This is a genomic window from Synechococcus sp. A15-127 (assembly GCF_014280215.1).
GTDB lineage: Bacteria > Cyanobacteriota > Cyanobacteriia > PCC-6307 > Cyanobiaceae > Parasynechococcus.
Genome location: NZ_CP047948.1, coordinates 2,287,957 through 2,310,997, shown reverse-complemented (window position 1 = coordinate 2,310,997; position 23,041 = coordinate 2,287,957). Strand labels below are relative to the sequence as shown.

At 65.8% G+C, this 23,041-nt stretch carries 26 protein-coding genes; 15 read left to right on the top strand and 11 right to left on the bottom strand.

Annotated elements, in window-relative coordinates; translation table 11 throughout:
* Positions 1 to 2: 2 nt before the first annotated feature.
* Positions 3 to 926, top strand: coding sequence for a glutathione synthase (gene gshB / locus SynA15127_RS12340; protein ID WP_186484340.1), 924 nt, complete (start codon positions 3 to 5; stop codon positions 924 to 926).
* Here gshB and SynA15127_RS12335 read toward each other — a convergent pair.
* Positions 893 to 2,311 carry an isochorismate synthase MenF gene (locus SynA15127_RS12335; RefSeq protein WP_186484339.1) on the bottom strand — a complete coding sequence of 473 codons (1,419 nt, stop codon included), beginning with the start codon at positions 2,309 to 2,311 and terminating at the stop codon, positions 893 to 895. The two genes, gshB and SynA15127_RS12335, sit on opposite strands and share 34 nt — an antisense overlap.
* Positions 2,312 to 2,382: 71 nt before the next feature.
* Here SynA15127_RS12335 and menA point away from each other — a divergent pair, with 71 nt between their 5' ends.
* Genes menA through SynA15127_RS12320 form a run of 3 tightly spaced genes read left to right on the top strand, consistent with a single transcriptional unit; the run spans position 2,383 to position 5,484 of the window.
* On the top strand, positions 2,383 to 3,324 hold the full coding sequence (menA, locus tag SynA15127_RS12330; RefSeq protein WP_043693349.1) for a 2-carboxy-1,4-naphthoquinone phytyltransferase: 942 nt from the start codon (positions 2,383 to 2,385) through the stop codon (positions 3,322 to 3,324).
* A gap of 7 nt (positions 3,325 to 3,331) precedes the next feature.
* Positions 3,332 to 4,300, top strand: coding sequence for an o-succinylbenzoate synthase (locus SynA15127_RS12325; protein WP_186484338.1), 969 nt, complete (start codon positions 3,332 to 3,334; stop codon positions 4,298 to 4,300).
* Complete coding sequence (locus SynA15127_RS12320; protein ID WP_255475504.1) at positions 4,282 to 5,484, top strand: AMP-binding protein; 1,203 nt, start codon at positions 4,282 to 4,284, stop codon at positions 5,482 to 5,484. The genes SynA15127_RS12325 and SynA15127_RS12320 overlap by 19 nt, the downstream gene beginning before the upstream one ends.
* Here SynA15127_RS12320 and SynA15127_RS12315 read toward each other — a convergent pair.
* Entirely contained in the window at positions 5,455 to 5,910 is a 456-nt protein-coding gene (locus tag SynA15127_RS12315; RefSeq protein WP_186485732.1) for a thioesterase family protein, read from the bottom strand. The genes SynA15127_RS12320 and SynA15127_RS12315 overlap by 30 nt on opposite strands.
* A 5-nt stretch (positions 5,911 to 5,915) precedes the next feature.
* A complete protein-coding gene (locus tag SynA15127_RS12310) occupies positions 5,916 to 7,100 on the bottom strand; it encodes an NAD(P)H-quinone oxidoreductase subunit H (protein ID WP_186484337.1) in 1,185 nt (394 codons plus the stop codon).
* 56 nt (positions 7,101 to 7,156) lie between these two features.
* On the opposite strand from SynA15127_RS12310, the gene rsmH reads away from it, so the two are divergent.
* Both rsmH and SynA15127_RS12300 read left to right on the top strand, forming a co-directional pair.
* Positions 7,157 to 8,050 carry a 16S rRNA (cytosine(1402)-N(4))-methyltransferase RsmH gene (gene rsmH / locus SynA15127_RS12305; protein ID WP_186484336.1) on the top strand — a complete coding sequence of 298 codons (894 nt, stop codon included), beginning with the start codon at positions 7,157 to 7,159 and terminating at the stop codon, positions 8,048 to 8,050.
* Positions 8,040 to 8,549 (top strand): DUF456 domain-containing protein, encoded by a 510-nt coding sequence (locus SynA15127_RS12300; RefSeq protein ID WP_186484335.1) that lies wholly within the window; start codon positions 8,040 to 8,042, stop codon positions 8,547 to 8,549. The genes rsmH and SynA15127_RS12300 overlap by 11 nt, the downstream gene beginning before the upstream one ends.
* Here the strand turns inward: SynA15127_RS12300 and SynA15127_RS12295 are convergent.
* Both SynA15127_RS12295 and SynA15127_RS12290 read right to left on the bottom strand, forming a co-directional pair.
* Positions 8,536 to 9,342, bottom strand: coding sequence for a hypothetical protein (locus SynA15127_RS12295; protein ID WP_186484334.1), 807 nt, complete (start codon positions 9,340 to 9,342; stop codon positions 8,536 to 8,538). The two genes, SynA15127_RS12300 and SynA15127_RS12295, sit on opposite strands and share 14 nt — an antisense overlap.
* 35 nt (positions 9,343 to 9,377) lie before the next feature.
* A complete protein-coding gene (locus SynA15127_RS12290) occupies positions 9,378 to 10,553 on the bottom strand; it encodes a cysteine desulfurase family protein (RefSeq protein ID WP_186484333.1) in 1,176 nt (391 codons plus the stop codon).
* A 27-nt stretch (positions 10,554 to 10,580) separates the two neighbouring features.
* On the opposite strand from SynA15127_RS12290, the gene SynA15127_RS12285 reads away from it, so the two are divergent.
* Genes SynA15127_RS12285 through SynA15127_RS12275 form a run of 3 tightly spaced genes read left to right on the top strand, consistent with a single transcriptional unit; the run spans position 10,581 to position 12,792 of the window.
* Positions 10,581 to 11,105 carry a hypothetical protein gene (locus SynA15127_RS12285; RefSeq protein WP_186484332.1) on the top strand — a complete coding sequence of 175 codons (525 nt, stop codon included), beginning with the start codon at positions 10,581 to 10,583 and terminating at the stop codon, positions 11,103 to 11,105.
* Positions 11,106 to 11,143: 38 nt separating this feature from the next.
* Positions 11,144 to 11,875, top strand: a complete 732-nt coding sequence (locus tag SynA15127_RS12280) for a response regulator transcription factor (protein ID WP_043693326.1) — start codon at positions 11,144 to 11,146, stop codon at positions 11,873 to 11,875.
* On the top strand, positions 11,872 to 12,792 hold the full coding sequence (locus SynA15127_RS12275; RefSeq protein WP_186484331.1) for an RNA pseudouridine synthase: 921 nt from the start codon (positions 11,872 to 11,874) through the stop codon (positions 12,790 to 12,792). The genes SynA15127_RS12280 and SynA15127_RS12275 overlap by 4 nt, the downstream gene beginning before the upstream one ends.
* Positions 12,793 to 12,830: 38 nt before the next feature.
* On the opposite strand, the gene bchM is transcribed toward SynA15127_RS12275, so the two are convergent.
* Positions 12,831 to 13,544, bottom strand: coding sequence for a magnesium protoporphyrin IX methyltransferase (gene bchM / locus SynA15127_RS12270; RefSeq protein ID WP_186484330.1), 714 nt, complete (start codon positions 13,542 to 13,544; stop codon positions 12,831 to 12,833).
* A 27-nt stretch (positions 13,545 to 13,571) separates the two neighbouring features.
* Positions 13,572 to 14,723, bottom strand: coding sequence for an N-acetylglucosamine-6-phosphate deacetylase (locus SynA15127_RS12265; RefSeq protein ID WP_186484329.1), 1,152 nt, complete (start codon positions 14,721 to 14,723; stop codon positions 13,572 to 13,574).
* A gap of 31 nt (positions 14,724 to 14,754) precedes the next feature.
* Between SynA15127_RS12265 and purE the strand changes: the two genes are divergently transcribed.
* Together purE and SynA15127_RS12255 are read left to right on the top strand one after the other, a co-directional pair.
* Entirely contained in the window at positions 14,755 to 15,318 is a 564-nt protein-coding gene (gene purE / locus SynA15127_RS12260; protein WP_186484328.1) for a 5-(carboxyamino)imidazole ribonucleotide mutase, read from the top strand.
* Positions 15,319 to 16,380, top strand: coding sequence for an AI-2E family transporter (locus SynA15127_RS12255; RefSeq protein WP_186484327.1), 1,062 nt, complete (start codon positions 15,319 to 15,321; stop codon positions 16,378 to 16,380).
* On the opposite strand, the gene cysC is transcribed toward SynA15127_RS12255, so the two are convergent.
* Together cysC and SynA15127_RS12245 are read right to left on the bottom strand one after the other, a co-directional pair.
* On the bottom strand, positions 16,322 to 16,960 hold the full coding sequence (gene cysC, locus SynA15127_RS12250; RefSeq protein WP_186484326.1) for an adenylyl-sulfate kinase: 639 nt from the start codon (positions 16,958 to 16,960) through the stop codon (positions 16,322 to 16,324). The genes SynA15127_RS12255 and cysC overlap by 59 nt on opposite strands.
* 31 nt (positions 16,961 to 16,991) lie before the next feature.
* On the bottom strand, positions 16,992 to 17,318 hold the full coding sequence (locus SynA15127_RS12245) for a translation initiation factor (RefSeq protein ID WP_186484325.1): 327 nt from the start codon (positions 17,316 to 17,318) through the stop codon (positions 16,992 to 16,994).
* Between the two features lie 28 nt (positions 17,319 to 17,346).
* On the opposite strand from SynA15127_RS12245, the gene SynA15127_RS12240 reads away from it, so the two are divergent.
* Complete coding sequence (locus SynA15127_RS12240) at positions 17,347 to 18,306, top strand: class I SAM-dependent methyltransferase (RefSeq protein WP_186485731.1); 960 nt, start codon at positions 17,347 to 17,349, stop codon at positions 18,304 to 18,306.
* A 22-nt stretch (positions 18,307 to 18,328) separates the two neighbouring features.
* Positions 18,329 to 19,585 carry a tryptophan synthase subunit beta gene (gene trpB / locus SynA15127_RS12235; RefSeq protein WP_186484324.1) on the top strand — a complete coding sequence of 419 codons (1,257 nt, stop codon included), beginning with the start codon at positions 18,329 to 18,331 and terminating at the stop codon, positions 19,583 to 19,585.
* Between the two features lie 12 nt (positions 19,586 to 19,597).
* Here trpB and SynA15127_RS12230 read toward each other — a convergent pair whose 3' ends face one another.
* Complete coding sequence (locus tag SynA15127_RS12230) at positions 19,598 to 20,572, bottom strand: heat-inducible transcriptional repressor HrcA (RefSeq protein WP_186484323.1); 975 nt, start codon at positions 20,570 to 20,572, stop codon at positions 19,598 to 19,600.
* A complete protein-coding gene (locus tag SynA15127_RS12225; RefSeq protein ID WP_186484322.1) occupies positions 20,572 to 20,925 on the bottom strand; it encodes a rhodanese-like domain-containing protein in 354 nt (117 codons plus the stop codon). The genes SynA15127_RS12230 and SynA15127_RS12225 overlap by 1 nt, the downstream gene beginning before the upstream one ends.
* Before the next feature lie 53 nt (positions 20,926 to 20,978).
* On the opposite strand from SynA15127_RS12225, the gene SynA15127_RS12220 reads away from it, so the two are divergent.
* Together SynA15127_RS12220 and SynA15127_RS12215 are read left to right on the top strand one after the other, a co-directional pair.
* On the top strand, positions 20,979 to 22,568 hold the full coding sequence (locus SynA15127_RS12220) for a DUF3352 domain-containing protein (RefSeq protein WP_255475503.1): 1,590 nt from the start codon (positions 20,979 to 20,981) through the stop codon (positions 22,566 to 22,568).
* Positions 22,546 to 23,034, top strand: a complete 489-nt coding sequence (locus tag SynA15127_RS12215; RefSeq protein ID WP_186484320.1) for a histidine phosphatase family protein — start codon at positions 22,546 to 22,548, stop codon at positions 23,032 to 23,034. The genes SynA15127_RS12220 and SynA15127_RS12215 overlap by 23 nt, the downstream gene beginning before the upstream one ends.
* The last annotated feature ends 7 nt before the right edge of the window (positions 23,035 to 23,041 follow it).

The window sequence follows — 23,041 nt, the reverse complement described above, 5'->3', positions numbered from 1 at the left end:
CCATGCGTCAGCTGTTCGTTCTGGACCCCCTGCAGCAGGTCCGTCCGGAGAAGGATTCGACGGCGGCGTTGATGCAGGCGGCCCAGCGGGCGGGCGATGACATCTGGGCCTGCACACCATCGGATCTGATCGCCCGGGGGGATGAGCCCCTGGCTGTGGCCCTGCCGGTGACACCGGACCCCTGGATCGGTGTCGGATCTGCGGAGCGTCAGTCGTTGTCTGGATTCGACGTGATCTGGATGCGCAAGGACCCGCCGGTGGATGAGGCCTACTTGTACGCGACCCATCTTCTGGAGGTGGCCGAGCGCGCCGGTGTGCGCGTGCTCAACCGCCCTAGTGCCCTCCGCGCCTGGAACGAGAAGCTCGGAGCTCTGCGCTTCAGTCGCTGGATGGCACCGACGCTGGTGGCCGGCCGTGTCAGCGAGTTGACCCGATTCGCGGAGGAGCAGGGTGAGGTCGTCCTCAAACCTCTCGGTGGTCGGGCCGGGCTTGGTGTGATCCGGGTTTCGGCCGATGCTCCCGGGCTCAAGGCCCTCCTCGATCTGGTCACCGATCAGGAGCGGCTGCCGGTGATGGCACAGCGGTTTCTTCCGGCTGTGATGCAGGGCGATAAGCGCATCCTGCTGGTGGACGGAGAGCCGCTTGGAGCGGTGAACCGGCGTCCCAGCGCCGGTGAGTTCCGCAGCAATCTGGCGGTGGGCGGTCAGGCCGAGGCGACGGTCCTCAGCGAGCGGGAACGTCGCATCTGCGAGGCGTTGACGCCATCCCTGCGCTCGGAAGGTCTCTTCTTCGTGGGCATCGATGTCATTGACGGCATGTTGAGCGAGATCAATGTCACCAGCCCGACGGGCATCCGCGAGGTGGAACGGCTGATGCAGCAGCCGCTTGCGGATCAGGTGATCGAGCGGCTGCGTGGACTGCTCTGAGCTTCGGAGCTCCAGTCGAGCTGGTCGGCCAGGACGGCCAGCTTCAGACCCACTTCCTGGAGTTCCCGCTCAGCGATCGATCCACGCACCAAACCTGCACCGGCCGTGAGATCCAGACGCTGGCCGCGGGCATGGCCGCAGCGGATGGCCACACGCAGTTCGGCATCTCCGGCGCTGTCGATCCAGCCGAACGGAGCGGCGTAGCCCCCCCGTTCGAACGGTTCCAGGGTCCGTAGCCAGGCCATGGCCTCCCGACGCGGCAGACCCGCCACAGCAGGTGTCGGGTGGAGCTGGTCCGCCAGCGCCAGAGCGGAGAGGCCGCCGGTCTCCGCCGTGATCGGTGTGTGCAGATGGGTGAGGCGGCCATGGCGTGCCAGCTGAGGCTGACGCCGTCGCCATGGCGTCAGGCCCGCCTGGCGAAGTTGATCGGTGATCGTCTCCACCACCAGTTCATGTTCTCTGCGGTCCTTGTCCGACTGCAGCAGCTGTTGACCGTCATCGCCATGACCGGCGGTTCCGGCCAGCGCATCGCTGCGCAGGCAGCCTCCCCGAAGACTCAGCAACCGCTCCGGTGAGGCTCCAAAGAACACATTCCCGGCTTCCCGCTGCCACAGAAACCGGCAGCTGCCCGCCTGCTGCCGCCTCAGGCGGCTCAGCAGAGGCAGCGGATCGAAGGGCTGCGTCAGATCGATCGACTGGCGCACCGCCAGCACCAGCTTGTGCAGTTCGCCGCCGTTGACCAGCTCAAGGGCACGGTGGAGTGCACCGCTGTACTGGTCCTGCCAGGGCAGTGCGGCATGCCGGCTCCAGAGAGGTTCGGCCTTGTCCACGGGATCGGCTGGCCGGGACTCCTCCAGATCCGTTGCCTTCAGCCAGAGCCGTTCGGCCAGATGACGGGCATCGGCGGCATCGGTGACGACGCCGTTGATGCGCAGCCAGCCGCGGCGTCCCTGGCGGCTCAGTTGCCAGCAGGGCAGCACCGCCTGGACCGAGGGCACCGTCATCGGATCCTGCTGATGTCCGGTGGTCTGATCGAAGAAGCTGAAGCTGAGCAGCACCCGCGGTCTGGCCTGGGGCGGGCAGTCGGGCCGACCATCCACCAGCCGCCCCAGCGTCAGATCGGAGAAGCGCTGGGCCAGTTCGAAGCGGCGGCTTCCCGCCAACTCCAGCTGCTGGCAACGCCCAGCTGCCGCCAGACTCAGCCCAGGCGCACTGTCCCAGAGCATCCGGAAAGTCTGCTCGCCGGCCACCCCCGTCAGCGCCCACATGGGGTCAATGCCGTCGAGAGGCAGCGCCAGGCTGAGCAGCCCATCGTCGCCGATCCGGTCCTTCCATCCGGACTCGGCAGCACTCAGCAGGTCATAGAAGCGTGAGTCAGCCGGCATCCGCGGCGAAGGCTGTGCAGGGGGACTGCTCAAATGTATGGGTCTTCATCCGGACCGAGGCGGTCCAGTCCATGCCAGAGCCTCAGGATGTCGCATCCCGTTACGACAAGCGCCGTCGTCTGTGGATGGCAGCGATCAAGTGGCCGATGTACTCGGTCGCTGTCATGCCGGTGCTGCTGGCCGCCGGCTGGCGGCTCGGGGCCGGTCTTGGCCTGCGCTGGGATCAGCTGCTTGGTTTCCTGCTGGCGGCGATCCTGCTGCTGCTCTGGGAGAACCTCAGCAACGATCTCTTTGATGCCGACACCGGCATCGATGAGCGGGGGAAGCCCCACTCGGTGATCAATCTCACCGGTCGTCGCGACTGGGTGGCCCTGCTCTCCAGCACGGCACTGCTGCTCGGCCTGCTGTTGATGGGCTGGCTGGCTCTGCGCAGCAGTCCCGCCGTTCTGCCGCTGGTGCTGCTGTGCTGCGGCATCGGATACGCCTATCAGGGTCCACCGCTCCGTCTGGGGTATCGGGGCCTGGGGGAGCCCCTCTGCTGGCTGGCCTTCGGCCCCCTCGCCACGTCGGCTGCCCTGCTGGTCCTGGCTCCCGAGGGAACCGCCGCGATTCCCTGGCGCATCGCCCTGACCCTCAGCGCGGGGCCGGCGCTGGCGACCACGCTCGTTCTCTTCTGCTCCCATTTCCACCAGGTGGAGGAGGATGCAGCCCACGGCAAGCGATCGCCGGTGGTGCGTCTCGGCAGCGCCAGGGCAGCGGCTCTGGTCCCATGGTTCGTGGCCCTCACCCTGGCCTTGGAATGGATCCCCGTCCTGCGGGGGCAGTGGCCTCCGACCGTGCTGCTGGCCGGCATCGGTCTGCCGGCAGCCACGGCGTTGATCCGTCTGTTGCATCAGCACCATGACCAGCCTGAGCGGATCGTCGGCAGCAAATTCCTGGCGTTGCGCTTTCAGGCCCTCAACGGTCTTGGTCTGAGTGTGGGACTGGCCCTCTCGGCGGTCAGGCTCTATTGATGAAGCCATGGACCTTCAGCTGCAGATCCGACCGTTCCGGTTTGCGCTGATTCAGCCGCTGCGCACGGCTGCAGGGGTGCTGCGTGATCGTTCCGGCTGGCTGCTGCGGCTCGAGAGCCGTGGTGGCCGAATCGGCTGGGGGGAGGTCTCCCCGCTCGATCAGGCACTGCTGCCCCGCTGCCGGCGTGAGCTTGAGGCGCTGCCCAGCCCTCTGACGCGGGACACGCTCGAGCCGCTGTTGCCACGACTCAGCGGCGCCATCGGTTTCGGCCTCGGTGGTGCGCTGGCGGAACTGGATGGGCTGGTCGGAGATCGTGCCAGGCGCGGCTGGCTGATGGCACCGCAAGGGGCTGAGCTGCTGCCGGCCGGAGGCCTGATGCTGCCGCATCTGGATCGTCTGCTGGAGCAGCGCGGACGCCGTCGGGCGCTGACGCTGAAATGGAAGGTCGCGGCAGAGGCTGACGGGCTGGAGCGCCGCTGGCTTGAGCAGTTGATGGAACGCCTTCCGTCGACGGCGCGTCTGCGGTTGGACGCCAACGGCGGTTGGGACCGAACGACAGCGCTGGCCTGGATGCGCTCGTTGGTGGGAGATGCACGCTTCGCCTGGCTGGAGCAGCCCCTGCCCCCGGACGATCGAGATGGACTGGAATCGCTTGCCGAGCAGGGGCCGGTGGCGCTGGACGAGTCCCTGATGCGCGATCCCAGGCTGCGGGAGACCTGGCCAGGCTGGCAGGTGCGCCGCCCAGCCGTGGATGGCGATCCGCGTCTGCTGCTGCGGGATCTGCAGGAGGGCATGCCGCAGCGGATGGTGAGCACCGCTTTTGAAACAGGGATCGGCCGCCGTTGGTTGCATCACCTGGCAGCACTCCAGATGCAGGGTCCGACCCCGGCGGCCCCGGGGCTGGCTCCAGGCTGGTGTCCTGCCGGACCGCTGTTCTGTGATGACCCGCAGGTGGTGTGGGAGGCGGCGGCCTGATGGAGGCGTCTGCTCTGCTCAGCGGTCCCGGGGAGTCCGCATGGCTGCAACTGGGACGGTCTGCGTCAGACCCGCCAGTCCCGGAGCGATTGCTGCCGAAGGGGCCTGGAGTGGTGATCGGCAGCGGTGGCAGCACCGGTGGACGACGCCTCTGCCTGCAGCCGGCGGCGCACCTGGATCGCTCCGCTGCCGCCACGGCGGATTGGCTGCGGAGCATCGGCATTGATCCGGCGGCCTGTCTGACGCTCAATCCCTTGCCGATGCATCACGTCAGCGGGTTGATGCCCTGGTGGCGCAGCCGCTGCTGGGGAAGTCCGCACGCTCCGCTGGCTCCCGATCTGATGAAGCGCCCCGAAGCGTTGATGAGCCATTGCAGCGACCTGCCGGACTGGCAGGGGCGTGTGCGGCTGCTGTCGCTGGTGCCGACCCAGCTCGCCAGGCTGATGGCGCACCCAGCTGGAGAGGCCTGGCTGCAGGGCTTTGTTGTGATCTGGGTGGGCGGCGCTGCGCTGCCGGCATCTCTGGCCGCGCGGGCCAGGGAGCGGGGCATCCGGCTGGCCCCCTGTTACGGCGCCACGGAGACGGCCGCGATGGTGGCGGTGCTTCCCCCGGATCGCTTCCTTGCCGGTGCAGCGGGCTGCGGTGATCCGCTCCCGGATGTGGATCTGCGTCTGACGGAAGCCGGCGGCCTGCAGGTCAGAACGGACCGTCTTGCCTGGGGCTGCTGGTGCCCTGATCAACCGGATCGGATCGCCCCGCTGGCCGATGCCGACGGCTGGTGGAGTTCCGGCGACAGGGCCGTCATCGGAGAGGGGGGTCTGCAGCTGATCGGACGGCTCGATTCCGCCGTTCAGTCCGGCGGCGAGACGGTGTTCCCCGAGCAGCTCGAGCAACGTCTGATGGAGGCGGCCCGCAGGCAGCGTCTGCCGCTTGCGGCAGTACTGCTGCTGGGCGTCGACGACGCTGAGTGGGGGGCGAGGCTGGTGGCGCTGATCCGGCCGCAGGTGGGCTGCTCCGAGGTGGACCTGCTGGCCTGTCTTCAGGCGGTCACGGTTGATTGGATGGCCGCGGAACGGCCTCGTCGCTGGGTGCTCTGTCCGAATCTTGCAGCGAGTGACGCAGGCAAATGGCAGCGCGATCACTGGCGGCGTTGGCTAGAGCGGGTTGATGCGGCCGAGGCCTGAGGCCTCCAGCCAGCGGTCGACGCCCTCCGGCAGGTTGCAGCGCCGGCGGGTCGTCGCCTTGATCGCGACATGGCGGAGCAGGCCGCGGCCCACGCTGGAGCCGGCATGCAGAAAGTTGCTGCTCACTTCGAAACTGCCGGGATCCAGTCGCTTGGGCTCGAGCGTCACCACCAGACCATCGCCTGCGTGGACCGGTCCGAGGAAATCGGTGCTGCAGTGCACCACCGGCAGGGCCACGTCGGGGAAGCTGTCCTGGCCGCGGCAGCCGGGGAATACATCACCCGCTTCAAGACCGAAGGCCTGCAGGCTTTCCTCCCAGCTTTCATGACACCAACGCAGCAGCTGGTGAAAATGCATCACACCAGCAGCATCGGTGTCGCCGAAGCGAACCGTCCGTTCCAGGGTCAGCCAGGGCGTGATGTCCAGAGGACTCAGCGATCCACAGATCCCATGATCACGTCGATAGAACCAAGGATGGCCATGATGTCGGCCACCTTGTGTCCCTTGAGGATGTGGGGAAGGATCTGCAGATTGTTGCTGTCAGCGGCTCGGATCTTGAAACGCCAGGGAGTGACATCGTTGTTGCCCTGGATGAAGATGCCGATCTCCCCTTTTCCTGATTCCAGACGGGTGTAGAGCTCACCGTCAGGGATCTTGAAGGTGGGCGCCACTTTCTTGGCGACGTACTGGTAATCGAAGCCTGCGGCCTCGCTCCCCTTGCCTTCGTTGAGCCGTCGCGCCTCGAGATTTTCGGTGGGGCCACCGGGGATCATGTCGCAGGCCTGACGCAGGATCTTGAGGGACTGGCGCATCTCCTCGATTCTCACGCGATAGCGCGCGTAGCAATCACCTTCCTTCTCCCACGCCACCTGCCAGTCGAAATCGTCATAGCACTCGTAGTGGTCCACCTTGCGGAGGTCCCAGGGCACACCGGAAGCCCTCAGCATCGGGCCGGACAGGCTCCAGTTGATGGCGTCCTGTTCCTCGATCCTGCCGAGCCCTTCGATGCGGCGCCGGAAGATCGGGTTGTTGGTGATGAGTTTTTCGTATTCGTCGATCTTCGGTGCGAACCAGTCGCAGAAATCGCGACACTTCTCCAGCCATCCCCAGGGGAGATCGGCTGCGACACCGCCGATACGGAAGTAGTTGTTGTTGATCAGGCGCTGACCGGTGGCCGCTTCCCAGAGGTCGTAGATCATCTCCCGCTCCCGGAAGATGTAGAAGAAGGGCGTCTGGGCTCCCACGTCCGCCAGGAAGGGTCCAAGCCAGAGCAGGTGGTTGGCGATGCGGTTCAGCTCCAGCATCAGCACGCGGATGTAACTGGCACGCTTCGGCACCGGGATGTCCGCCAGCTTTTCCGGAGCGTTGACCACCACTGCCTCGTAGAACATGCCGGCCGCGTAGTCCATGCGGCTCACGTAAGGCACGAACATCACGTTTGTGCGGTTCTCGGCGATCTTCTCCATGCCCCGGTGGAGGTAGCCGATCACCGGCTCACAATCCACCACATCCTCACCATCGAGGGTGACCACCAGCCTCAACACCCCATGCATGGAGGGGTGGTGAGGCCCGAAGTTCACCACCATCGGCTCCGTGCGCGTTTCCAGCTGCGTCATGGGAGCCACGGATCGATAGATGAATCAATCTTAAGGAGTCCAACTCGGGTCGTTGCTTGCCGATCGCGCCTCAGTTCAGCCACGTGCCGGTGCTGGCGGATGCCGTTGTGGCAGCTGCGCAGCCTCTGGCGGAATCGGCCGGTCTGCTCATTGATGCCACCCTCGGTGGAGGCGGTCACAGCGCTCTGCTCCTGGAGCGGCATCCGGAGTGGCGGCTGATCGGCCTCGATCAGGACCCCACGGCTCGCGCAGCAGCGGCCGAGCGACTGGCTCCCTTCGGAGAGAGAGTTCAGATCGTCGCCGCCAACTTCGCGGACTTCACCCCTGACGAACCGGCTCTGATGGTGCTTGCGGATCTGGGGGTGAGCAGTCCCCAGCTGGATGTGGCGGCGCGAGGATTCAGCTTCCGACTTGACGGGCCTCTGGACATGAGGATGAACCCGGATCAGGGGAGGGAGACGGCGGCGCAGCTGATCGGGAGGCTTGAGGAGAGTGCGCTGGCCGACCTCATCTATGCCTATGGGGAGGAGCGACTGTCGCGGCGCATCGCCCGCAGGATCAAGGCGGATCTGGCCGAGCAGGGGGCCTACAGCGGGACGGCCGCCCTGGCCTACGCCGTGGCCGGCTGTTATCCGCCGAAGGCGCGGCGGGGACGCATTCATCCCGCGACCCGCACCTTCCAGGCCCTGCGGATCGCTGTGAACGACGAGCTGGGTGTGCTGGACCGACTGCTTCAGCAGGCCCCGGACTGGCTGGAGCCCGCTGGGCGGCTGGGAATCATCAGCTTCCACTCTCTCGAGGATCGCCGCGTGAAGACGGCATTCCTGCGTGATGACCGGCTGGAGAGGCTCACCCGCAAGCCCGTCGTGGCCTCCGAGGAGGAACAGGACAGCAATCCCCGCAGCCGCAGTGCCAAGTGGCGACTGGCTCGGAGGGTCGATGCCGGTTGATCCGATCTGGTGGCTGGCGCTGGCCCTCCAGCTGGTGGCTTTGCCGGGAACGCTGCTGCCGGTGCTGCCAGGACTGCTCTGGCTGCCGGTCGGTGCCGGGCTCTGGTGCTGGCATGTCGGCTGGAGTGCCGGCTGGCCTCCGCTGCTGCTGGCCACGGTGACCTTCGCCTTGGGGCTGATCGCCGATCTGCTGGCGGTGAGCCTGGCCACAGCGAAACTGGAGGCTGGTCGCTGGTCTGCTCTGGCAGCGGTTGTCGGCCTCGGCTTCGGACTGTTGGCCGGTGGATTCGGGGTGCTGATCGGTCCCTGGTTGATGGCAACCGTCGTGGAGGCATGGTCGCTGCGAGAGCGCTCTCCGGAGCTCGGCTGGAATGCCCGCGCTGTCCGCTCCATGCGGGTCGGCCTGGCGGTTGTGGCCGGACTGCTCGTGAGCCAGGTGGCTCAGCTGCTGCTGGCGTTGATCGGAGCGGTGGGGTTCGTGCTGCTCACCGCCCTTTGAGGAAATCGGCCCGGTCGTCGGAGCCGAACAGCTGGCGGTAGGCGGCACCGGTGATGCAGAAGACGAGGGGAACCGCCGCTAGCAGACCCAGAACCATCAGCAGAACGCCGATCAGAAGGATGATTGTCTGCAGCACCAGCAGGCCCAGCACCTGCCACCACTGACCCTTCACACGTTCAAAGCCGCGGCGGATCGTCGTGATCGGGCCACGACCATCGAGGAGTGCGATGAAGCCCAGGAAAGACTGGTTCACATGCACGAACACCGCCACAACCCAGCCGCTCAGCAGCGCAATGAGGGCCACTGGGCTCTGCATGAGCTTCATGACCATCGTCTGATAACCCGGGATCAGCACGTTGAGCTGCTGCGGATCGCTCAGATCGCTCGCGAAACTGAGATTCAGCAGCCGGGCGGCGGGCTGGATGGCCTCGGCGGCGGTCAGGGCAACCCCGATCACGATCAGAGCGATCGGCAACAGCAGCAGAGCCAGCACCAGCTGACTGCTGAACAACCGCCAGATCGCCGGACCGTTCAGGGCGGCGAGATCCGCGAAGGCCGGTCTTCTTCCGTCGAGTCCGATCCAGGCACCACGCACCAGCCCGATGCTGATCCAGAGATCGATCAGCGTTGTGGCCAGAAATCCGGCGATTCCGGGAAGCAGATCCACCAGCGAAGAGAGGATCGTCGCGACGACCGCGAAGCCGACGAAGCTCCACGGTGAAAGCAGGAAAGCCCTCCAGCCATCCCGGATCGCCAAGCCCGCATCGAGAGAGTGCCCCGGCGTGCTGGTCATCATCGGTTTCAAGGATCAGTCGGAAGGTACTGAGTTCAAGGGGTGAGCGCACGCACTGCCTGCGTGATCACACGGATCGCCTGCTCCACGTCCTCCTCGGTGGTGCTTCGTCCGAGGCTGAGCCGCAGGGAGGCTTCCGCCAGCTGTCGGCTGCGGCCGAGAGACTGCAGCACATGGGAGGGTGAGCCGTTGCTGCAGGCGGATCCGCTGCTGCAGGTGAGTTCCGGACGCAGAGCCCGATGCAGGCGATTGCCATTGACCCCGGGGACGCTGATGTTGAGGTTGTGAGCCAGGCGTGGTGCCTGAGCTCCGTTGAGCAGGATCTGAGGAAGCTCTTCCTGCAGACCGCGGAGCAGGTGATCCCGCAGCTCCTGCAGTCGCGCGGAACGGGATGCCCGTTCCGCGACCGTCAGCCGTGCCGCGGCAGCGAACCCGACGATCAGGGGTGCCGGGAGGGTGCCGGGGCGCAGGCCCTGTTCCTGGCCGCCACCCCACTGGAGAGGGGTCAGATCGATCCCCGGGCGGATCACCAGGGCTCCGATCCCTTTGGGGCCGTACAGCTTGTGGGCGCTGAGGCTGACCAGGTCCAGTCCCAGTGCATCCGGATCGAGGGGAATGTGTCCGAAGGCCTGGGCCGCATCACTGTGAACCGTGATGCCCCGTTGCCGGCAAATCGCGGAGAGTTCCGCCAGTGGTTGCAGCACTCCGATTTCATTGTTGGCCGCCATCACGCTCACCATCACCGTGTCAGCGGTGATCGCATCCTTGAGATCGTCCGGGCTGATCAGGCCATCGGCTCCAGGCTGCAGCAACGTCAGCTGGAATCCCTCGCGCTGAAGCTGATCGAGAGGGTCGAGAACAGCGTGGTGTTCCGTGACCACGCTGATGAGATGGCCCGGCCGGTCTCCGGAACGCCTCCGGGCTCTGGCGTGGCCAAGCAGGGCGAGGTTGTTGGCTTCGGTGGCCCCGCTGGTGAACACCACCCGTTCGGGTTCCACCGCCAGGCATTCCGCCAGCTGCCGTCGCGCCAGGGAGACAGCGGCGGCGGCACTGAGCCCGAGCCGATGCTGCCGGCTTGAGGGATTGCCCCACTGCTCGCACCAGTACGGCTCCATCGCCTCCACCACTTCGGCGGCACAGGGCGTGGTTGCCTGGTGATCAAAGGCAAGTGGTGACGAGGTCAGATCAGAGGCGCGGGTTCTTGTCACCATGGTGCGCAGATTTCCGCCGCAACGCGCATGCGTTCTGTGCTGTCCAGGCTGATGTTGTCCGTAGCCGTTGCATTGCCTGTGCTCCTGTGCACTGCGCCGATCCGCGGGATCGATCGTCAGGAGGTGCTGGAGCAGATGAAGAAATCCAGGCCTCAGGATCTGAAGGTGCTGATCGAGGAGCCCGATGCCGGAGGCCCGCGCATCATCGGTATCTATGAGGTGAGGACGCCCTCGTCCACGGACACCATGCGGCGTTATCAGATCTGGGAGGAATCCCCTTCCGATCTGAACATCTACTTCGAGTCGGTCGATTGCAGCACCTCCAGCCCGGTTCGCGTCAAACGCACCGCGACGGCGGTGTATGTGCGGACGATCAATCCCGGGGGTCCGGTGAACGACACCAACCGTGAGGATCATCTGGTCTGGTGGGCGGCCTGTGTTCCGGAGCTGGCGGGCACCGATCCGGTCACGCTGAGGGACAAGGCCCTCTCTCTGGGGTATTCGACCCTGATTCCCGAACGTCAGGAGCAGTTACCCGCACTGGCTCCCTGAGCTCGTGCTCCATACATTGCACTGAGTGCGAGCCAGCCATGAGCGACGCCCCCCCACCCAGCACAGACGAGCAGGAGGTTCCGGCGCCGAGGCTGCTGCTGGTTGACGATGAGCCCGGTCTGCGAACAGCGGTTCAGGCTTACCTCGAGGACGAGGGATTCGATGTGACCACTGCGGTGGATGGCGAGGAGGGCTTCGTGAAGGCGCAGCAGATGCTGCCGGATCTGGTGATCAGCGACGTGATGATGCCGAGACTCGATGGCTACGGCCTGCTGAAGAAGCTGCGGGCCGATGAGCGTTTGGGAGGAACCCCTGTGATCTTCCTCACTGCCAAGGGGATGACGGCGGACCGCACCCAGGGGTACATGGCCGGCGTGGATGACTACATCCCCAAGCCGTTCGACCCGGATGAACTGGTGGCGCGGGTGCGCAACGTGGCGCAACGCCAGCAGCGGTTGCTGCAGGAGGCGGCCCGGTTCGCTGACACGGACATGGGTCAGATGGCCAAGCAGATCACTGAAATCCGTTCACTGCTGGCCCAGGCGGAAGCTCTGCCCGCGAAAGAGCCGGTGGTGCACAGCTTCACGCCGCGGGAGGCGAGCGTGCTGCAACTGGTGGCCGAGGGGCTGATGAACAAGGAGATCGCCCGCCAGCTGGAGACCTCGATCCGCAACGTCGAGAAATATGTGAGTCGGCTGTTCAACAAGACCGGTACCTCCAGCCGGACGGAACTCGTCCGTTATGCGTTGGAGCATCGTCTGGTGACTTGAGGGCTGGCTGGCGCGAGGCGGCGCTCAATCAGGGCTGGACGTATCGCGACCGAGTGCCGCGTGCTGATGCGGGAACCGTGGTGAGCCATTGGCTGGCTGAGCGCTACCAGCATTCCGATGTGGCGGTTTGGCAGCAACGGATCGCTGCTGGTGAGCTGCGTTGGAACGACTCGCTTCTCTTGGAGGATCGACAGCTGCAGGGCGGGGAACACCTCTGCTGGCAGCGGCCGCCCTGGCTGGAGGAGGCGATTCCCGATCAATGGCTGACGGTCCATGACGACGGCGATCTGCTGGTGATCAACAAGCCGTCGGGCTTGCCGGTGATGCCCTGTGGTGGCTTTCTTCGCCACACGCTCATGTCATTGCTGGAGCCGACTGGTGCCCGGCCGGTGCACCGCCTGGGACGGTTCACCTCCGGCTTGCAGGTGTGTGCCCGTACGCCGCAGACCCGTGCGCTGTGGTCGAAGCAGTTCCGGCCGGAGGGCGGTTGCCGCAAGGTGTATCAGGCCTGGAGTCAGCAGGTTCCAGGGTTGGAGCTGGGCCAGTGCCTGACGGTCAGCAGTGATGTGGTGGAACGGACTCATCCGCTGTTGGGCTGGATCTGGGGCCCGGAACCGTTGGAGCAGGAGCCGATCCGCAAACGGCTCTCAGCTCACTCCCAGCTGGAGCTGTTGGAGCGCACGGCTGAGGGCGATCGCTTGCAGGTGACGATCACCACAGGGCGGCCGCATCAGATCCGCATCCATCTGGCGCAGCTGGGCTGCCCTTTGCTGGGGGATCCGCTGTATCTGCTCAATCGGGGGATTTCGGTGACGGCAACCCCTGGCGATGGGGGCTACCGGCTGCATGCCTGGAGATTGGAAGCGGAGGGGATCACATTGCGATGTTCGCCTTCCCCTGATTGGGGGATCTGCTGAACGGTCGCCATCCCTCAAGTGGGGGATGAGTTGATGTCTCAGCCCTTGCGGAACTCGATCAGGCGGGAGAAGTAAAAGGGCGCCTTGTTGAGGCTGCGGCGCACCAGTTTGAAACCGCAGGCTTCCGCTGCCCTGACGATGCCGTCTTCCTTGAGGGTGTAAGCCCGCGTGGTTTTGCTGGGGCCCGGGAACAGCTGACCGATGCCCTTCAGCAGTGCCAGCAGTGGTGTGTAGGGCGCGAAGCTCACGATCAGGCGCTGTTCGGTGAGGCTGCACAGGTGCTTCACCATCTCCTCGGCCGGTTGCTGGGGGTAATGGATGAATACATCCAGGCAGCACACCGTGTGGAACGAGCCGCTGAGGCTTTCCAGGTCGCTGGCGAAGAAATTCAGTTTGCCCATGTCGAGACCCGCCTCGCGGGCGCGACGCTCCGCCTCCTGAGCCATGGCTTCGGAGATGTCGCTGGCGCTGATCGAGCCGGCCCCCATTCCGGCCAGCGGCAGGCTGAGGCTGCCGACACCACAGCCGGCATCACAGAAGCTCACATCGTTGAGCTCACCGCTGTCCTGGATCCAGGCCAGCACTTCATCCACGGTTTTCTGGTGACCGATGCGGATGTTGCGCTGCACCTTGTTCACGTCATCGCTTTCGCTGTAGATGCGGTTCCAGCGATCGAAGCCCGTGGTTTCGAAGTAGCCCTTCACCTCCTTTTTTTCGGCCTGTTTCTGCTCCAGCAGTTGATCGGGGGCCATCGAAGCAGGGTCGTGTTCGGCGGGATCTTAAGCAGCGCAGTCCCAGTGGAGCTCCTCAGCCGCGTGGCGACTCCAGCGCAGTTGGTTCCTCAACGGTTGCCCTAGCAGGGCCTGCTCCACGCCGCTGACGCCATCGCTCAGCCGTCGCGGGGCCACGGTGGCGCTCCAGATCGCAGCGCCTGGCTGCCCGCACCAGCCGGCCAGCCGTCTGACGCCCTCCAGCTGGGGCAGGGTCACCCCCGCCAGGGTGCCGTCCTCCAGTCGGCAGGTGCCGTTCGTCACCAGCAGCACCCGCTCATCCCAACGGTGTTCTCCATCGGCAAGGCCATAAGGAGCCAGGGCATCGCTCACCAGCACGATCTGATCCGGTGCCAGCCGTTGCAGCAGCACCGCCATGGTGGGATCCACGTGCACCCCGTCGGCGATCAGTCCAAGGGCGATGCCGCCCCGACGACAGGCTTCACCCAGGGGCCCCGGGGCCCGGTGATGCAGACCCGGCATCGCATTGAAGGCATGGGTGAGCATGCCCACCCCCTGATCAAACCCCACAGCGGCCTGGTCCGCCTTCGCGGCGCTGTGGCCGAGAGCCACCATGATTCCGAGCTCCCTGAGCCTGGCGATCACGGCGCTTGCACCCGGGAGTTCCGGAGCCAGCGTCATCAGGGAGATCTCCGTCTCGAAACCGCCGATGCGTTCATCGAGCGCCTCCAGGCTGGGAATCGCCAGGTGTTCCGGCGGGTGGGCGCCGCGGCGCTCATTCGCCAGAAAGGGTCCTTCCAGATGGGCTCCCAGCAGGCGGCAACGGCCGGCCTGTTCTTGGCGGCGAGCCTCCTGCAGAACGCTGAGGGCCTGCCGGAGCGGCGCAATGCCGCAGGTGACCAGCGTCGGAGCGATCGCTTCCACGCCATCGGCCCAGAGCTTGTCCAGCAGATCGATCAGACGCGACAGATCGCTGGGCTTCAGTTCTGGGAAGGCCAGGCCCAGCCCACCGTTGATCTGCAGATCGATGCCGCGGGGACTCAGCCAGTCGCCGTTCCACGACTCACCGGCTGTGAGGTCTCCGGTCGCCATCGGCAGGATCTGCCGGATGATTCCCTCCGGAGTGATCTCCACCTGGTGGAGCTGATCCAGCTCCCGATCGAGCGGGGCCGGCAGACGCACATCGATGATCCGTCGCATCGGGTCGGGCCTGGCAGGGTCGTGCGGGACGATGGCAGTCTCGCCGGAATGCCCTGTGACAGACGATCTCCCCCGCGTGGCCGTGGTGATGGGCAGCGATTCCGACCTGCCCACCATGGAGCCCGCAGCCGCGATCCTGCGGCTGCTTGGCGTTGAGGTTGAGGTTCGGGTGCTGTCGGCCCACCGCACCCCTCAGGCCATGATCGATTTCGCGGAAGGTGCCCGTGGGCGTGGCATCCGCGTCATCGTTGCCGGCGCCGGTGGTGCGGCCCATCTGCCGGGGATGGTGGCATCGCTCACGACCCTGCCGGTGATCGGAGTTCCGGTGCAGAGCAAAGCACTCTCCGGCGTGGACTCCCTCCATTCGATCGTGCAGATGCCCGGCGGCATTCCCGTCGCCACGGTCGCCATCGGCGGAGGTCTCAATGGCGGTCTGCTCGCCGCTCAGATCCTTGCGGTTGAAGATGAGCAGCTCGCCATCCGGCTGGCGGATCACCGCCGCGGTCTGCACGATGCAGTGGTTGCCAAGGATGCCCGCCTTCAGCAGCAGGGCAGTGCGGCGTACCTGACGTCCATGAACCAGCCCTCGCCCTGAATGATGTCCTGGCCCGGTTGGTTGCGAGTCGGTCTTGCTCTGCCGCTGTTGGGCCTCAATGCCTTTGTGCTCAAACGGGTGCTGGTGCAGTTCGCCCCGTTTCCAGGTCTGTTTCTCACAGCGGCTCTGATTGCTTTTCTGCTGGATCTTCCCTGCCGCTGGTTGATGGCACGGGGCTTCAGTCGCAGCCTGTCGATCGCGGCGGTGGTGCTGGTCAGTGTCGGACTGCTCGTGCTTGCCGCCGTGGAGCTGGTGCCGCTGCTGATCGAGCAGCTGAGTCAGCTGATCAGTGCTGCGCCGTCTCTGCTGGCGGCGGCCGAACAACTGATCAACAGGGGCCAGGCCTGGGCGGTGGACCGCGGGCTGCCCGCTGATTTCGCGGATCTCAGCAGCGACCTTGTCACCCAGCTGAGTCGGGTGGTCACCCAGCTCAGCCAGCGTCTGCTGGCGATCCTCGGTGCCACGGTCGGCACGACCATCAACACCGTGATCGTTCTGGTGCTGGCTGTGTTTCTGCTGCTGGGGGGGGATTCGATCACCCAGGGGCTCGCCCGCTGGTTGCCGGAGCGCTGGCGTGATCTGGTGATCACGACCCTGGAGCGCACCTTCCGGGGGTACTTCGCCGGGCAGGTGCTCCTTGCCCTGATCCTCAGCGCCGGTCAGCTGGTGGTGTTTTCCGTGCTGAACATCCCCTACGGCGTGCTGTTCGCCGTGCTGATCGGTTTCACGACGCTGATCCCCTATGCCAGTGCAATCACGATCGTGTTGGTCAGCGCCATCCTCGGAATCCAGGATCCGCGCACCGGTCTGGAGCTGCTGGTTGCGGCGATCCTGGTGGGCCAGGTGGTTGATCAGGTGATCCAGCCGCGCTTGATGGGAAGCATCGTGGGGCTCCAGCCCGCCTGGCTGCTGATTTCGCTTCCCCTCGGAGCGCGCATCGGGGCCATCAACGGGCTGGGAGAGCTGCTGGGATTGCTGTTGGCGGTTCCCGTCGCCAGTTGCATCAAATCCCTGGCTGATGCGATGCAACAGGAATCACCCCCTGCGACTGCAGGGCGTTGATCACCAGGGCGACGGACTGGGAGAGCTCCTGAGCACCGGTGTCGATGGTCAGTTCCGGATGTTCCGGGGCCTCGTAGGGGCTGGAGATTCCGGTGAACTCCTTGATCACCCCAGCGCGTGCTTTGGCATACAGGCCCTTGGGATCGCGGGATTCACACACGTCGAGGTCGGCGGCGCAGTGGATCTCGAAGAAATCTCCGTCCTCGACCAAGGCGCGGGCCTTGTCACGGTCAGCGCGGAAGGGGGAGACGAAGGCGGTCAGAACGATCACACCGGAGTCGAGAAACAGCTTGGCGACCTCGCCGATGCGGCGGATGTTCTCCTCACGGTCGGCATCGGAGAAGCCGAGGTCTTTGCACAACCCGTGGCGCACGTTGTCTCCGTCGAGGACGTACGTGGCCAGCCCCTGTTCGAACAGAGCGGCATTCACCGCGTTGGCCAGGGTGCTCTTGCCCGATCCGGAGAGCCCTGTGAACCAGAGGATGGCGCTGCGGTGACCCCGCTGCTCAGCCCGGGCTGAACGGTCCACCGACGCCTCGTGCCAGACGATGTTGGAGGCCTTGGGGGTAGCAGCGGTCATCACCACGGGCTCAAGTGGCGGCCATTCTCCCTTAACCGCCAGCCCGTTTCGGCCGGTAGCCCTCGGCCTTCAGCCAGTCCAGTGCCAGGTCCACCTGATCGCCCTGCAGCTCGATCACGCCGTCTCTTGCTGTGCCGCCGCTGCCGATGCGGGTCTTGAGCTTCTTCAGCAGTGCCTTGAGGCCGCTCGCGTCAAGCTCCAGACCGCGGATCATCGTTACCGTCTTGCCCCCCTTGCCGCCGCGGGTCGGCTGCACCCGAACCATCTGATCGGCTTTCGGCCGGGGCTCCGCCGACGGGCCACTGGGCCGCTGCAGACTGTCGGCGCTGCTGAATTCCTGCCAGCCGCCCTTCGGCATCCGCCTTTCGCAATCGCTCTCATTGTCGATGACCAATGCCGCCGCCACTCCCCGCTGGGCTGACTCCAGCCGAGGGCTGGGCCGTTTGATCGAGCTGCTGATCGGGATCGGGTTGCTGCGCCGGCCGCTGTTCTTTCAGGCCCGGCAGCTGATCATCCGCACCGCCGAGCGCAGCGGCATTCCCTGGCGAGCCCGTCGCGAGGAGCTGCGTCAGGCCGCTGCACCGCTGCTGGAGTCGAGCACCACCACTGGTCTCACGCCACCGGCCTACTACCGCGCCCGGTTCCACGCTTATGAGCAGGGCAATCTCTGCTGGCAGGCCGCAGCGGAGGCGGAGCAGGCCACCGATGCCATGGCCCTGCGGGTCTGGCCCGACGACGATCTGACGCCAGCTCAGGCCCAGACGCGTCTGCGGGATGCCATCCATGCTGCTGTTCAGCCCTTGCTGCAGGGCCCGATCCGCCGAGTCGTGGATCTGGGCTGTTCTGTGGGGGTCAGCACCCAGGCTCTCGCCATCTGGCTGAATCAGCGTGCTGATGCCGCCGGGTTCGATGGCCCGACTGTGATCGGTCTGGATCTCTCACCCGACATGCTCGCGGTGGCCAGGGTGCGCGACAGCCAGGGACTGGTGGCCGAGTGGTGCCATGGCGCTGCCGAGAGCACCGGATTCGAATCGGGGTCCGTCGATCTGATCAGCCTGCAGTTCGTCTGCCATGAGCTGCCGCAGCAGGCGACCCACGCCGTCCTCGCCGAAGCAGGACGGCTGCTGCGTCCAGGCGGGGTGCTGGTGATGGTGGATCAGGATCCTGCCTCCTCTGTTCTTCAGCTGTTACCGGCGCCGGTGGCCACGCTGTTGAAAAGCACGGAGCCTTACATCGAGCAATATTTCGCCCTCGATATGCCGGCGGCGTTGCAGCAGGCCGGGTTTCGGGATCAGAGCATCCGTGCCTGCGATCCGCGGCATCGTGTGATCGCCTGCTTACGCTGATTCAACGCTCCACCGTGGATCCGTGACCAGCACCCTGCCCCCCACCAGCACTACGGATCCATCCAGCCTGCAGCCATCGGTGCGTCCCGGAGCCCACGGTCGATTCGGTCGTTTCGGTGGCCAGTACGTTCCCGAAACACTCATGCCTGCTCTGGCGGAGCTGGAGCAGGCGGCCGCCCAGGCCTGGAAAGATCCAGACTTCACCGCCGAGCTGAACCAGCTGCTGAAGAACTACGTCGGTCGGGCCACACCGCTGTACGAGGCCGAGCGTCTCACCGCCCACTACCGACGCAGTGACGGTGGCCCTCGCATCTGGCTGAAACGTGAGGACCTCAACCACACAGGTGCTCACAAGATCAACAACGCCCTGGGTCAGGCCCTGCTGGCCCTGCGCATGGGCAAGAAGCGGATCATCGCCGAAACAGGCGCCGGTCAGCACGGTGTGGCCACAGCCACCGTCTGCGCCCGCTTCGGCCTGGACTGCATCATTTACATGGGCGCTGAGGACATGCGCCGTCAGGCTCTGAACGTCTTCCGGATGCGTCTTCTGGGGGCCACGGTGCAACCGGTGACCGCTGGCACCGCAACGCTCAAGGACGCCACCAGCGAAGCGATCCGCGACTGGGTCACGAACGTTGAAACCACCCACTACATCCTCGGATCCGTCGCCGGTCCGCACCCCTACCCGATGCTGGTGCGTGATTTTCATGCGGTGATCGGTCAGGAGGCCAAGCAGCAGTGTCAGGAGGCCTTCGGTCGCCTTCCGGACGTGCTTCTGGCCTGCGTCGGTGGTGGCTCCAATGCGATGGGACTGTTCCACCCCTTTGTGCAGGACACCTCAGTTCGGTTGATCGGCGTGGAGGCCGCTGGTGATGGCGTCGACACCGGTCGTCACGCCGCCACCATCACCGAGGGGCGTGCGGGTGTGCTGCATGGCGCCATGAGTCTGCTGCTCCAGGACGGAGACGGACAGGTTCAGGAAGCCCACTCCATCAGTGCTGGACTGGATTACCCCGGTGTCGGCCCCGAGCACAGCTATCTGCGGGAGATCGGTCGGGCTGAGTACGGCGCCGTCACCGATCAGCAGGCGCTCGATGCCCTGCGTCTGGTCAGCGAACTGGAGGGCATCATTCCGGCCCTTGAGACCGCCCATGCCTTCGCCTGGCTGGAGACCCTCTGTCCCACGCTTTCTGAGGGCAGCGAGATCGTGATCAACTGCTCCGGTCGCGGCGACAAGGACGTCAACACCGTGGCGGAGAAGCTGGGGGACCAGCTCTGAGGCCGCGGCCGTTCAGCTGAGCAACAGCTCAAGGTGGCGTGCCACCCGCTGGACAGCGGCTTTCGCTGTGGCATAGGCCATTCGCATCGGTCCCACCAGGGCCACCTGTCCGATGCCTTCGGATCCACATCGGTAGGGAGCCTGAACGACCGAGCAGGTCTGGAGCGCGGTATGGGGATGCTCCTCACCGATCCAGACCCGGGCCTGACTTCCCTGATTGACCAGCGCTTCGGGACGCTCATCGATCAGTTCCAGGAGCGGTCTCAGATCACTGGCGCTGTGGAATTCGGGCTCTGCTGCAAGTCGCGAAAATCCATGGACCACCGTCGGTTCGCCTCCGGTCGGTGTGGGTTGATCCAGGGCGCTGCGCAGCACGCCTCCGCTTCGTTGCAGCTGTGGCGGCAAGGCATCCCAGTTCAGAGCTCCCTGTTCCAGCTGTCGATCGGTCCAGCGCTCCATCGCCGCTAGTTCCTCGGCAGCTCCATGGGGAAGCCTCAGGTTGAGGTGGCTGGCCCGGCCGCTGTCCTCGACCAGCAGCACTAGAAGCCTGTCTCCGCTCTTCACCAGGCGCACAGCTTCCAGCTGGTTGCGGGGAGGGGCCGGACGGGTGATCAGACTCATCAGCCCTGTGAAGTCCGTCAGTCGTCGCGCCAGTTGCAGCAGCAGATCGTCGAGGGCCGCCCAGCGCAGGCTGAGGCCCGCCAGCTCCCGTTCCAGCAGCTGCACCGCTGACCCGGGTTCCGGCAGCAGGCAGTCGACGTAGTGGCGGTAGCCCAGCGGGCTGGGAACCCGTCCGGCGGAGGTGTGCGGCTGCGTCAGCAGTCCGCGCTGCTCAAGAACGCCCATCGCGGACCGCACCGTGGCGGAGCTTGCGGGAATGCCGAAGCGTTGCACCAGGGTGCGGCTGCCTACGGGTTCGATCGTGTCCACATAGTGGTGGACCGTCGCCTGCAGCACCTGTCGTTGTCGTGCGGACAGGGGCTTCATCAGTAACGGGGCACCTGCGAATCCACCTGCATGCTCCAGGCGTCGATACCACCCTCAAGGTTCCACACCTCTCCGTGCCTCTTCTGTTCCAACAGCCACAGGCCGAAATGCTGGCTGCGCACACCGGCATGGCACAGCACCACCACGGGGCGGTCGGCCGGAAGTCGCGAAGGAACCGTGTCGAGCCAGTCCCCGGAACGGCTCAGCGGCAGATGAACCACCTCAGCAGGGAAAGGCGCGATGGCCAGTTCGGCGTCTTCCCGCACGTCCACCAGCTGCGGAGGGTTGTCGCCACTTTCGATCCATCGCTGCAGCTCCGCAGCGGTGATCGGTCGGGGATGAAGGTCTGCCATGGCGCCATTCTGCGGCGATGGACAAAGATGAAGTCACACGATGTTGCAGGCCCATGAAGGCCCGCCCCTTTCTGAGTGCGCTGATCGCAGTGCTGCTCTCCCTGTTGCTGATCACGCTCGGCGTGCTGTGGGCCATGGACCGCCGCAGCCCGCTCCGCTTGGCGGAGGCGTCGCCGGAGCTGCCTCGTGCTGCCCGCTTTGTGCCCCGTCAGGCGGCTCTTTCCCTTCATTGGTTGGCGGATCCGTCCCGTCTGCCGGCCTATGTCCAGGCGGTGGCTCCCGCATCGGAACGACGACAGGCGCGAGACGCCGCACGTCGCTGGCGTGAGGGCGTCTTCGCTCTGGCAGGCCTGGATTACGACTCCGAGCTGGCCTCCTGGCTCGGCTCGGATGTCAGCCTCACCCTGCTGGATGCCGACGGATCCGGATCCGATCCCGGCTGGATCCTGGCTCTCTCCAGCCGCAGCAGCGATGGCGCCCGACTCTTTCTGCAGCGTTTCTGGCAAACCCGCAGCCTGGCCGGGACCGACCTGCAGGTGACCAGCTACCGCGGCATGGGTCTGATCAGTGGCCGTGGGGCTTTGCAGGGCAGGGCTCCGGTTCCTCTGGCCACGACGCTGATCGATGACGATCTGCTGCTGCTCGCGTCAGGTCGCGGCGTGCTGGAACAGGCCCTGGATGTGTCTCAACTCCAGGATCAGCACCAGCTGGGGGATGCGCAGTTACAGCGTCAGCTGGAGGAGCTGGGTCAGGGGGTCGCCCTGATGACCGTGTCTCCCTCAGCTCTGGAGCACTGGTTCCAGCTGCCGGCGGCCCTTGCCGACCGGCCTGATCTTGAGGGGCTCGTGGCCCGGCTGCATCCGGACGGTCGTGATCTGGCAGTGGATGGTCTGCTGCGTTTCCGCGGCCCTCTGGACATTGCCTCCTGGGCACCGGCCGATGGGCTGATTCCCGCAGCGGTCGGACGCCCCGTTTGGCTGGCGCAGCTGCAGGATCCTGGTCGTCTGATCCGTGCCGACGATGACCACCCCTTGGTGCAGTGGGTGGGTCCCCTGCTTCGGCATGTCCTCTCCGATCAGCCTGCGGCGGGTCAGATCGCTCGCCTTGATGACGGACCGCTGCTGTGGTTGCAGCAGGCGGAGAGCTGGCTGCTGGCCACCCGTCCTGGCCATCCGACCCGGTCATCGCTGAACGACCGATTGCAGGAGGAGGGGCTGGCCCGCTCCGAGCTCTCCGGAGACGGCGAAACGCTGCAGGTCTGGACGCGGCTGGTGCGTCAGCGAGGACGCGGAGAGGGGCTGGACGCCCAGCTCGCCGTCGCCAGTGCCGGTGAGGCGGATCTCGACTGGTGGGGAGATTCCCTGGCTGCGCTTGAGCGTCGCAGGGAATCGCGAGGCATCTCGGATCGTCAGAACCAGTGGCGTGCCCTTCATGGGGCCGAAGCGGCGAGTCAGACCTTGCTGCTGGCGGATCAACCGGCCCGCAGCCTGCTGGGCCGCTGGTACCCGTGGAGGCTGGTGCAGGCACTCTCGGGTGATCCGCTTCAGGCGAGGGTCAAAGGTCTCGCCCTGGCGCTGGAGAGTGATCACAACGATGGGAACCGCTCCGTGCTGCCGATGCATGCCCGCCTCGAACTCGGTTGAACTGCTGCTGCTGCGGCATGGCATCGCCGAGGAGCGTCCCGGTGGGCTGGATCATCCGGATCGGGCTCTCACCGCCCGGGGGCGCCAGCGGACCCAGGCCGTCATCGCCGCACTCGTGTCCCGCGGTGTTTGTGTGGAGCGCTTGATCACCAGTCCTTACCGGCGGGCACTGGAGACCGCGCAGATCGCCTGCGAGGCCGGCCTCAGCCCTCAGCTGGAGCCGCACCCCTGGCTTCAGCCCGGTGGTGCGGCCGCCTCTCTGGTGCAGGCCTTGAGCGGGCGGGTTGGTTTGGTGGGCCATGAGCCTGATCTCAGCGATCTGGCCTGCTCCCTGCTGGGTCTGGTGCCGGGCTCCCTGGCGCTGCGCAAGGCCGGAGTCATCCAACTGCAAGGTTCCGGCGGGAGCTGGCAGCTGCAGGCCCTGCTGCGGCCTGGACTGCTGCTGGGCTCAGACGCTCCGGCTTAGGTTGCCA

Excerpts from the sequence above, each read along its gene's own strand:
- gshB (WP_186484340.1), top strand. The coding sequence starts at position 3 with ATGCGTCAGCTGTTCGTTCTGGACCCCCTGCAGCAGGTCCGTCCGGAG.
- SynA15127_RS12335 (WP_186484339.1), bottom strand. The coding sequence starts at position 2,311 with ATGCCGGCTGACTCACGCTTCTATGACCTGCTGAGTGCTGCCGAGTCC.
- menA (WP_043693349.1), top strand. The coding sequence starts at position 2,383 with ATGCCAGAGCCTCAGGATGTCGCATCCCGTTACGACAAGCGCCGTCGT.
- SynA15127_RS12325 (WP_186484338.1), top strand. The coding sequence starts at position 3,332 with ATGGACCTTCAGCTGCAGATCCGACCGTTCCGGTTTGCGCTGATTCAG.
- SynA15127_RS12310 (WP_186484337.1), bottom strand. The coding sequence starts at position 7,100 with ATGACGCAGCTGGAAACGCGCACGGAGCCGATGGTGGTGAACTTCGGG.
- SynA15127_RS12300 (WP_186484335.1), top strand. The coding sequence starts at position 8,040 with ATGCCGGTTGATCCGATCTGGTGGCTGGCGCTGGCCCTCCAGCTGGTG.
- SynA15127_RS12295 (WP_186484334.1), bottom strand. The coding sequence starts at position 9,342 with ATGACCAGCACGCCGGGGCACTCTCTCGATGCGGGCTTGGCGATCCGG.
- SynA15127_RS12290 (WP_186484333.1), bottom strand. The coding sequence starts at position 10,553 with ATGGTGACAAGAACCCGCGCCTCTGATCTGACCTCGTCACCACTTGCC.
- SynA15127_RS12285 (WP_186484332.1), top strand. The coding sequence starts at position 10,581 with ATGCGTTCTGTGCTGTCCAGGCTGATGTTGTCCGTAGCCGTTGCATTG.
- SynA15127_RS12280 (WP_043693326.1), top strand. The coding sequence starts at position 11,144 with ATGAGCGACGCCCCCCCACCCAGCACAGACGAGCAGGAGGTTCCGGCG.
- bchM (WP_186484330.1), bottom strand. The coding sequence starts at position 13,544 with ATGGCCCCCGATCAACTGCTGGAGCAGAAACAGGCCGAAAAAAAGGAG.
- SynA15127_RS12265 (WP_186484329.1), bottom strand. The coding sequence starts at position 14,723 with ATGCGACGGATCATCGATGTGCGTCTGCCGGCCCCGCTCGATCGGGAG.
- purE (WP_186484328.1), top strand. The coding sequence starts at position 14,755 with ATGGCAGTCTCGCCGGAATGCCCTGTGACAGACGATCTCCCCCGCGTG.
- SynA15127_RS12255 (WP_186484327.1), top strand. The coding sequence starts at position 15,319 with ATGATGTCCTGGCCCGGTTGGTTGCGAGTCGGTCTTGCTCTGCCGCTG.
- cysC (WP_186484326.1), bottom strand. The coding sequence starts at position 16,960 with ATGACCGCTGCTACCCCCAAGGCCTCCAACATCGTCTGGCACGAGGCG.
- SynA15127_RS12245 (WP_186484325.1), bottom strand. The coding sequence starts at position 17,318 with ATGCCGAAGGGCGGCTGGCAGGAATTCAGCAGCGCCGACAGTCTGCAG.
- SynA15127_RS12240 (WP_186485731.1), top strand. The coding sequence starts at position 17,347 with ATGACCAATGCCGCCGCCACTCCCCGCTGGGCTGACTCCAGCCGAGGG.
- SynA15127_RS12230 (WP_186484323.1), bottom strand. The coding sequence starts at position 20,572 with ATGAAGCCCCTGTCCGCACGACAACGACAGGTGCTGCAGGCGACGGTC.
- SynA15127_RS12225 (WP_186484322.1), bottom strand. The coding sequence starts at position 20,925 with ATGGCAGACCTTCATCCCCGACCGATCACCGCTGCGGAGCTGCAGCGA.
- SynA15127_RS12220 (WP_255475503.1), top strand. The coding sequence starts at position 20,979 with ATGAAGGCCCGCCCCTTTCTGAGTGCGCTGATCGCAGTGCTGCTCTCC.
- SynA15127_RS12215 (WP_186484320.1), top strand. The coding sequence starts at position 22,546 with ATGCCCGCCTCGAACTCGGTTGAACTGCTGCTGCTGCGGCATGGCATC.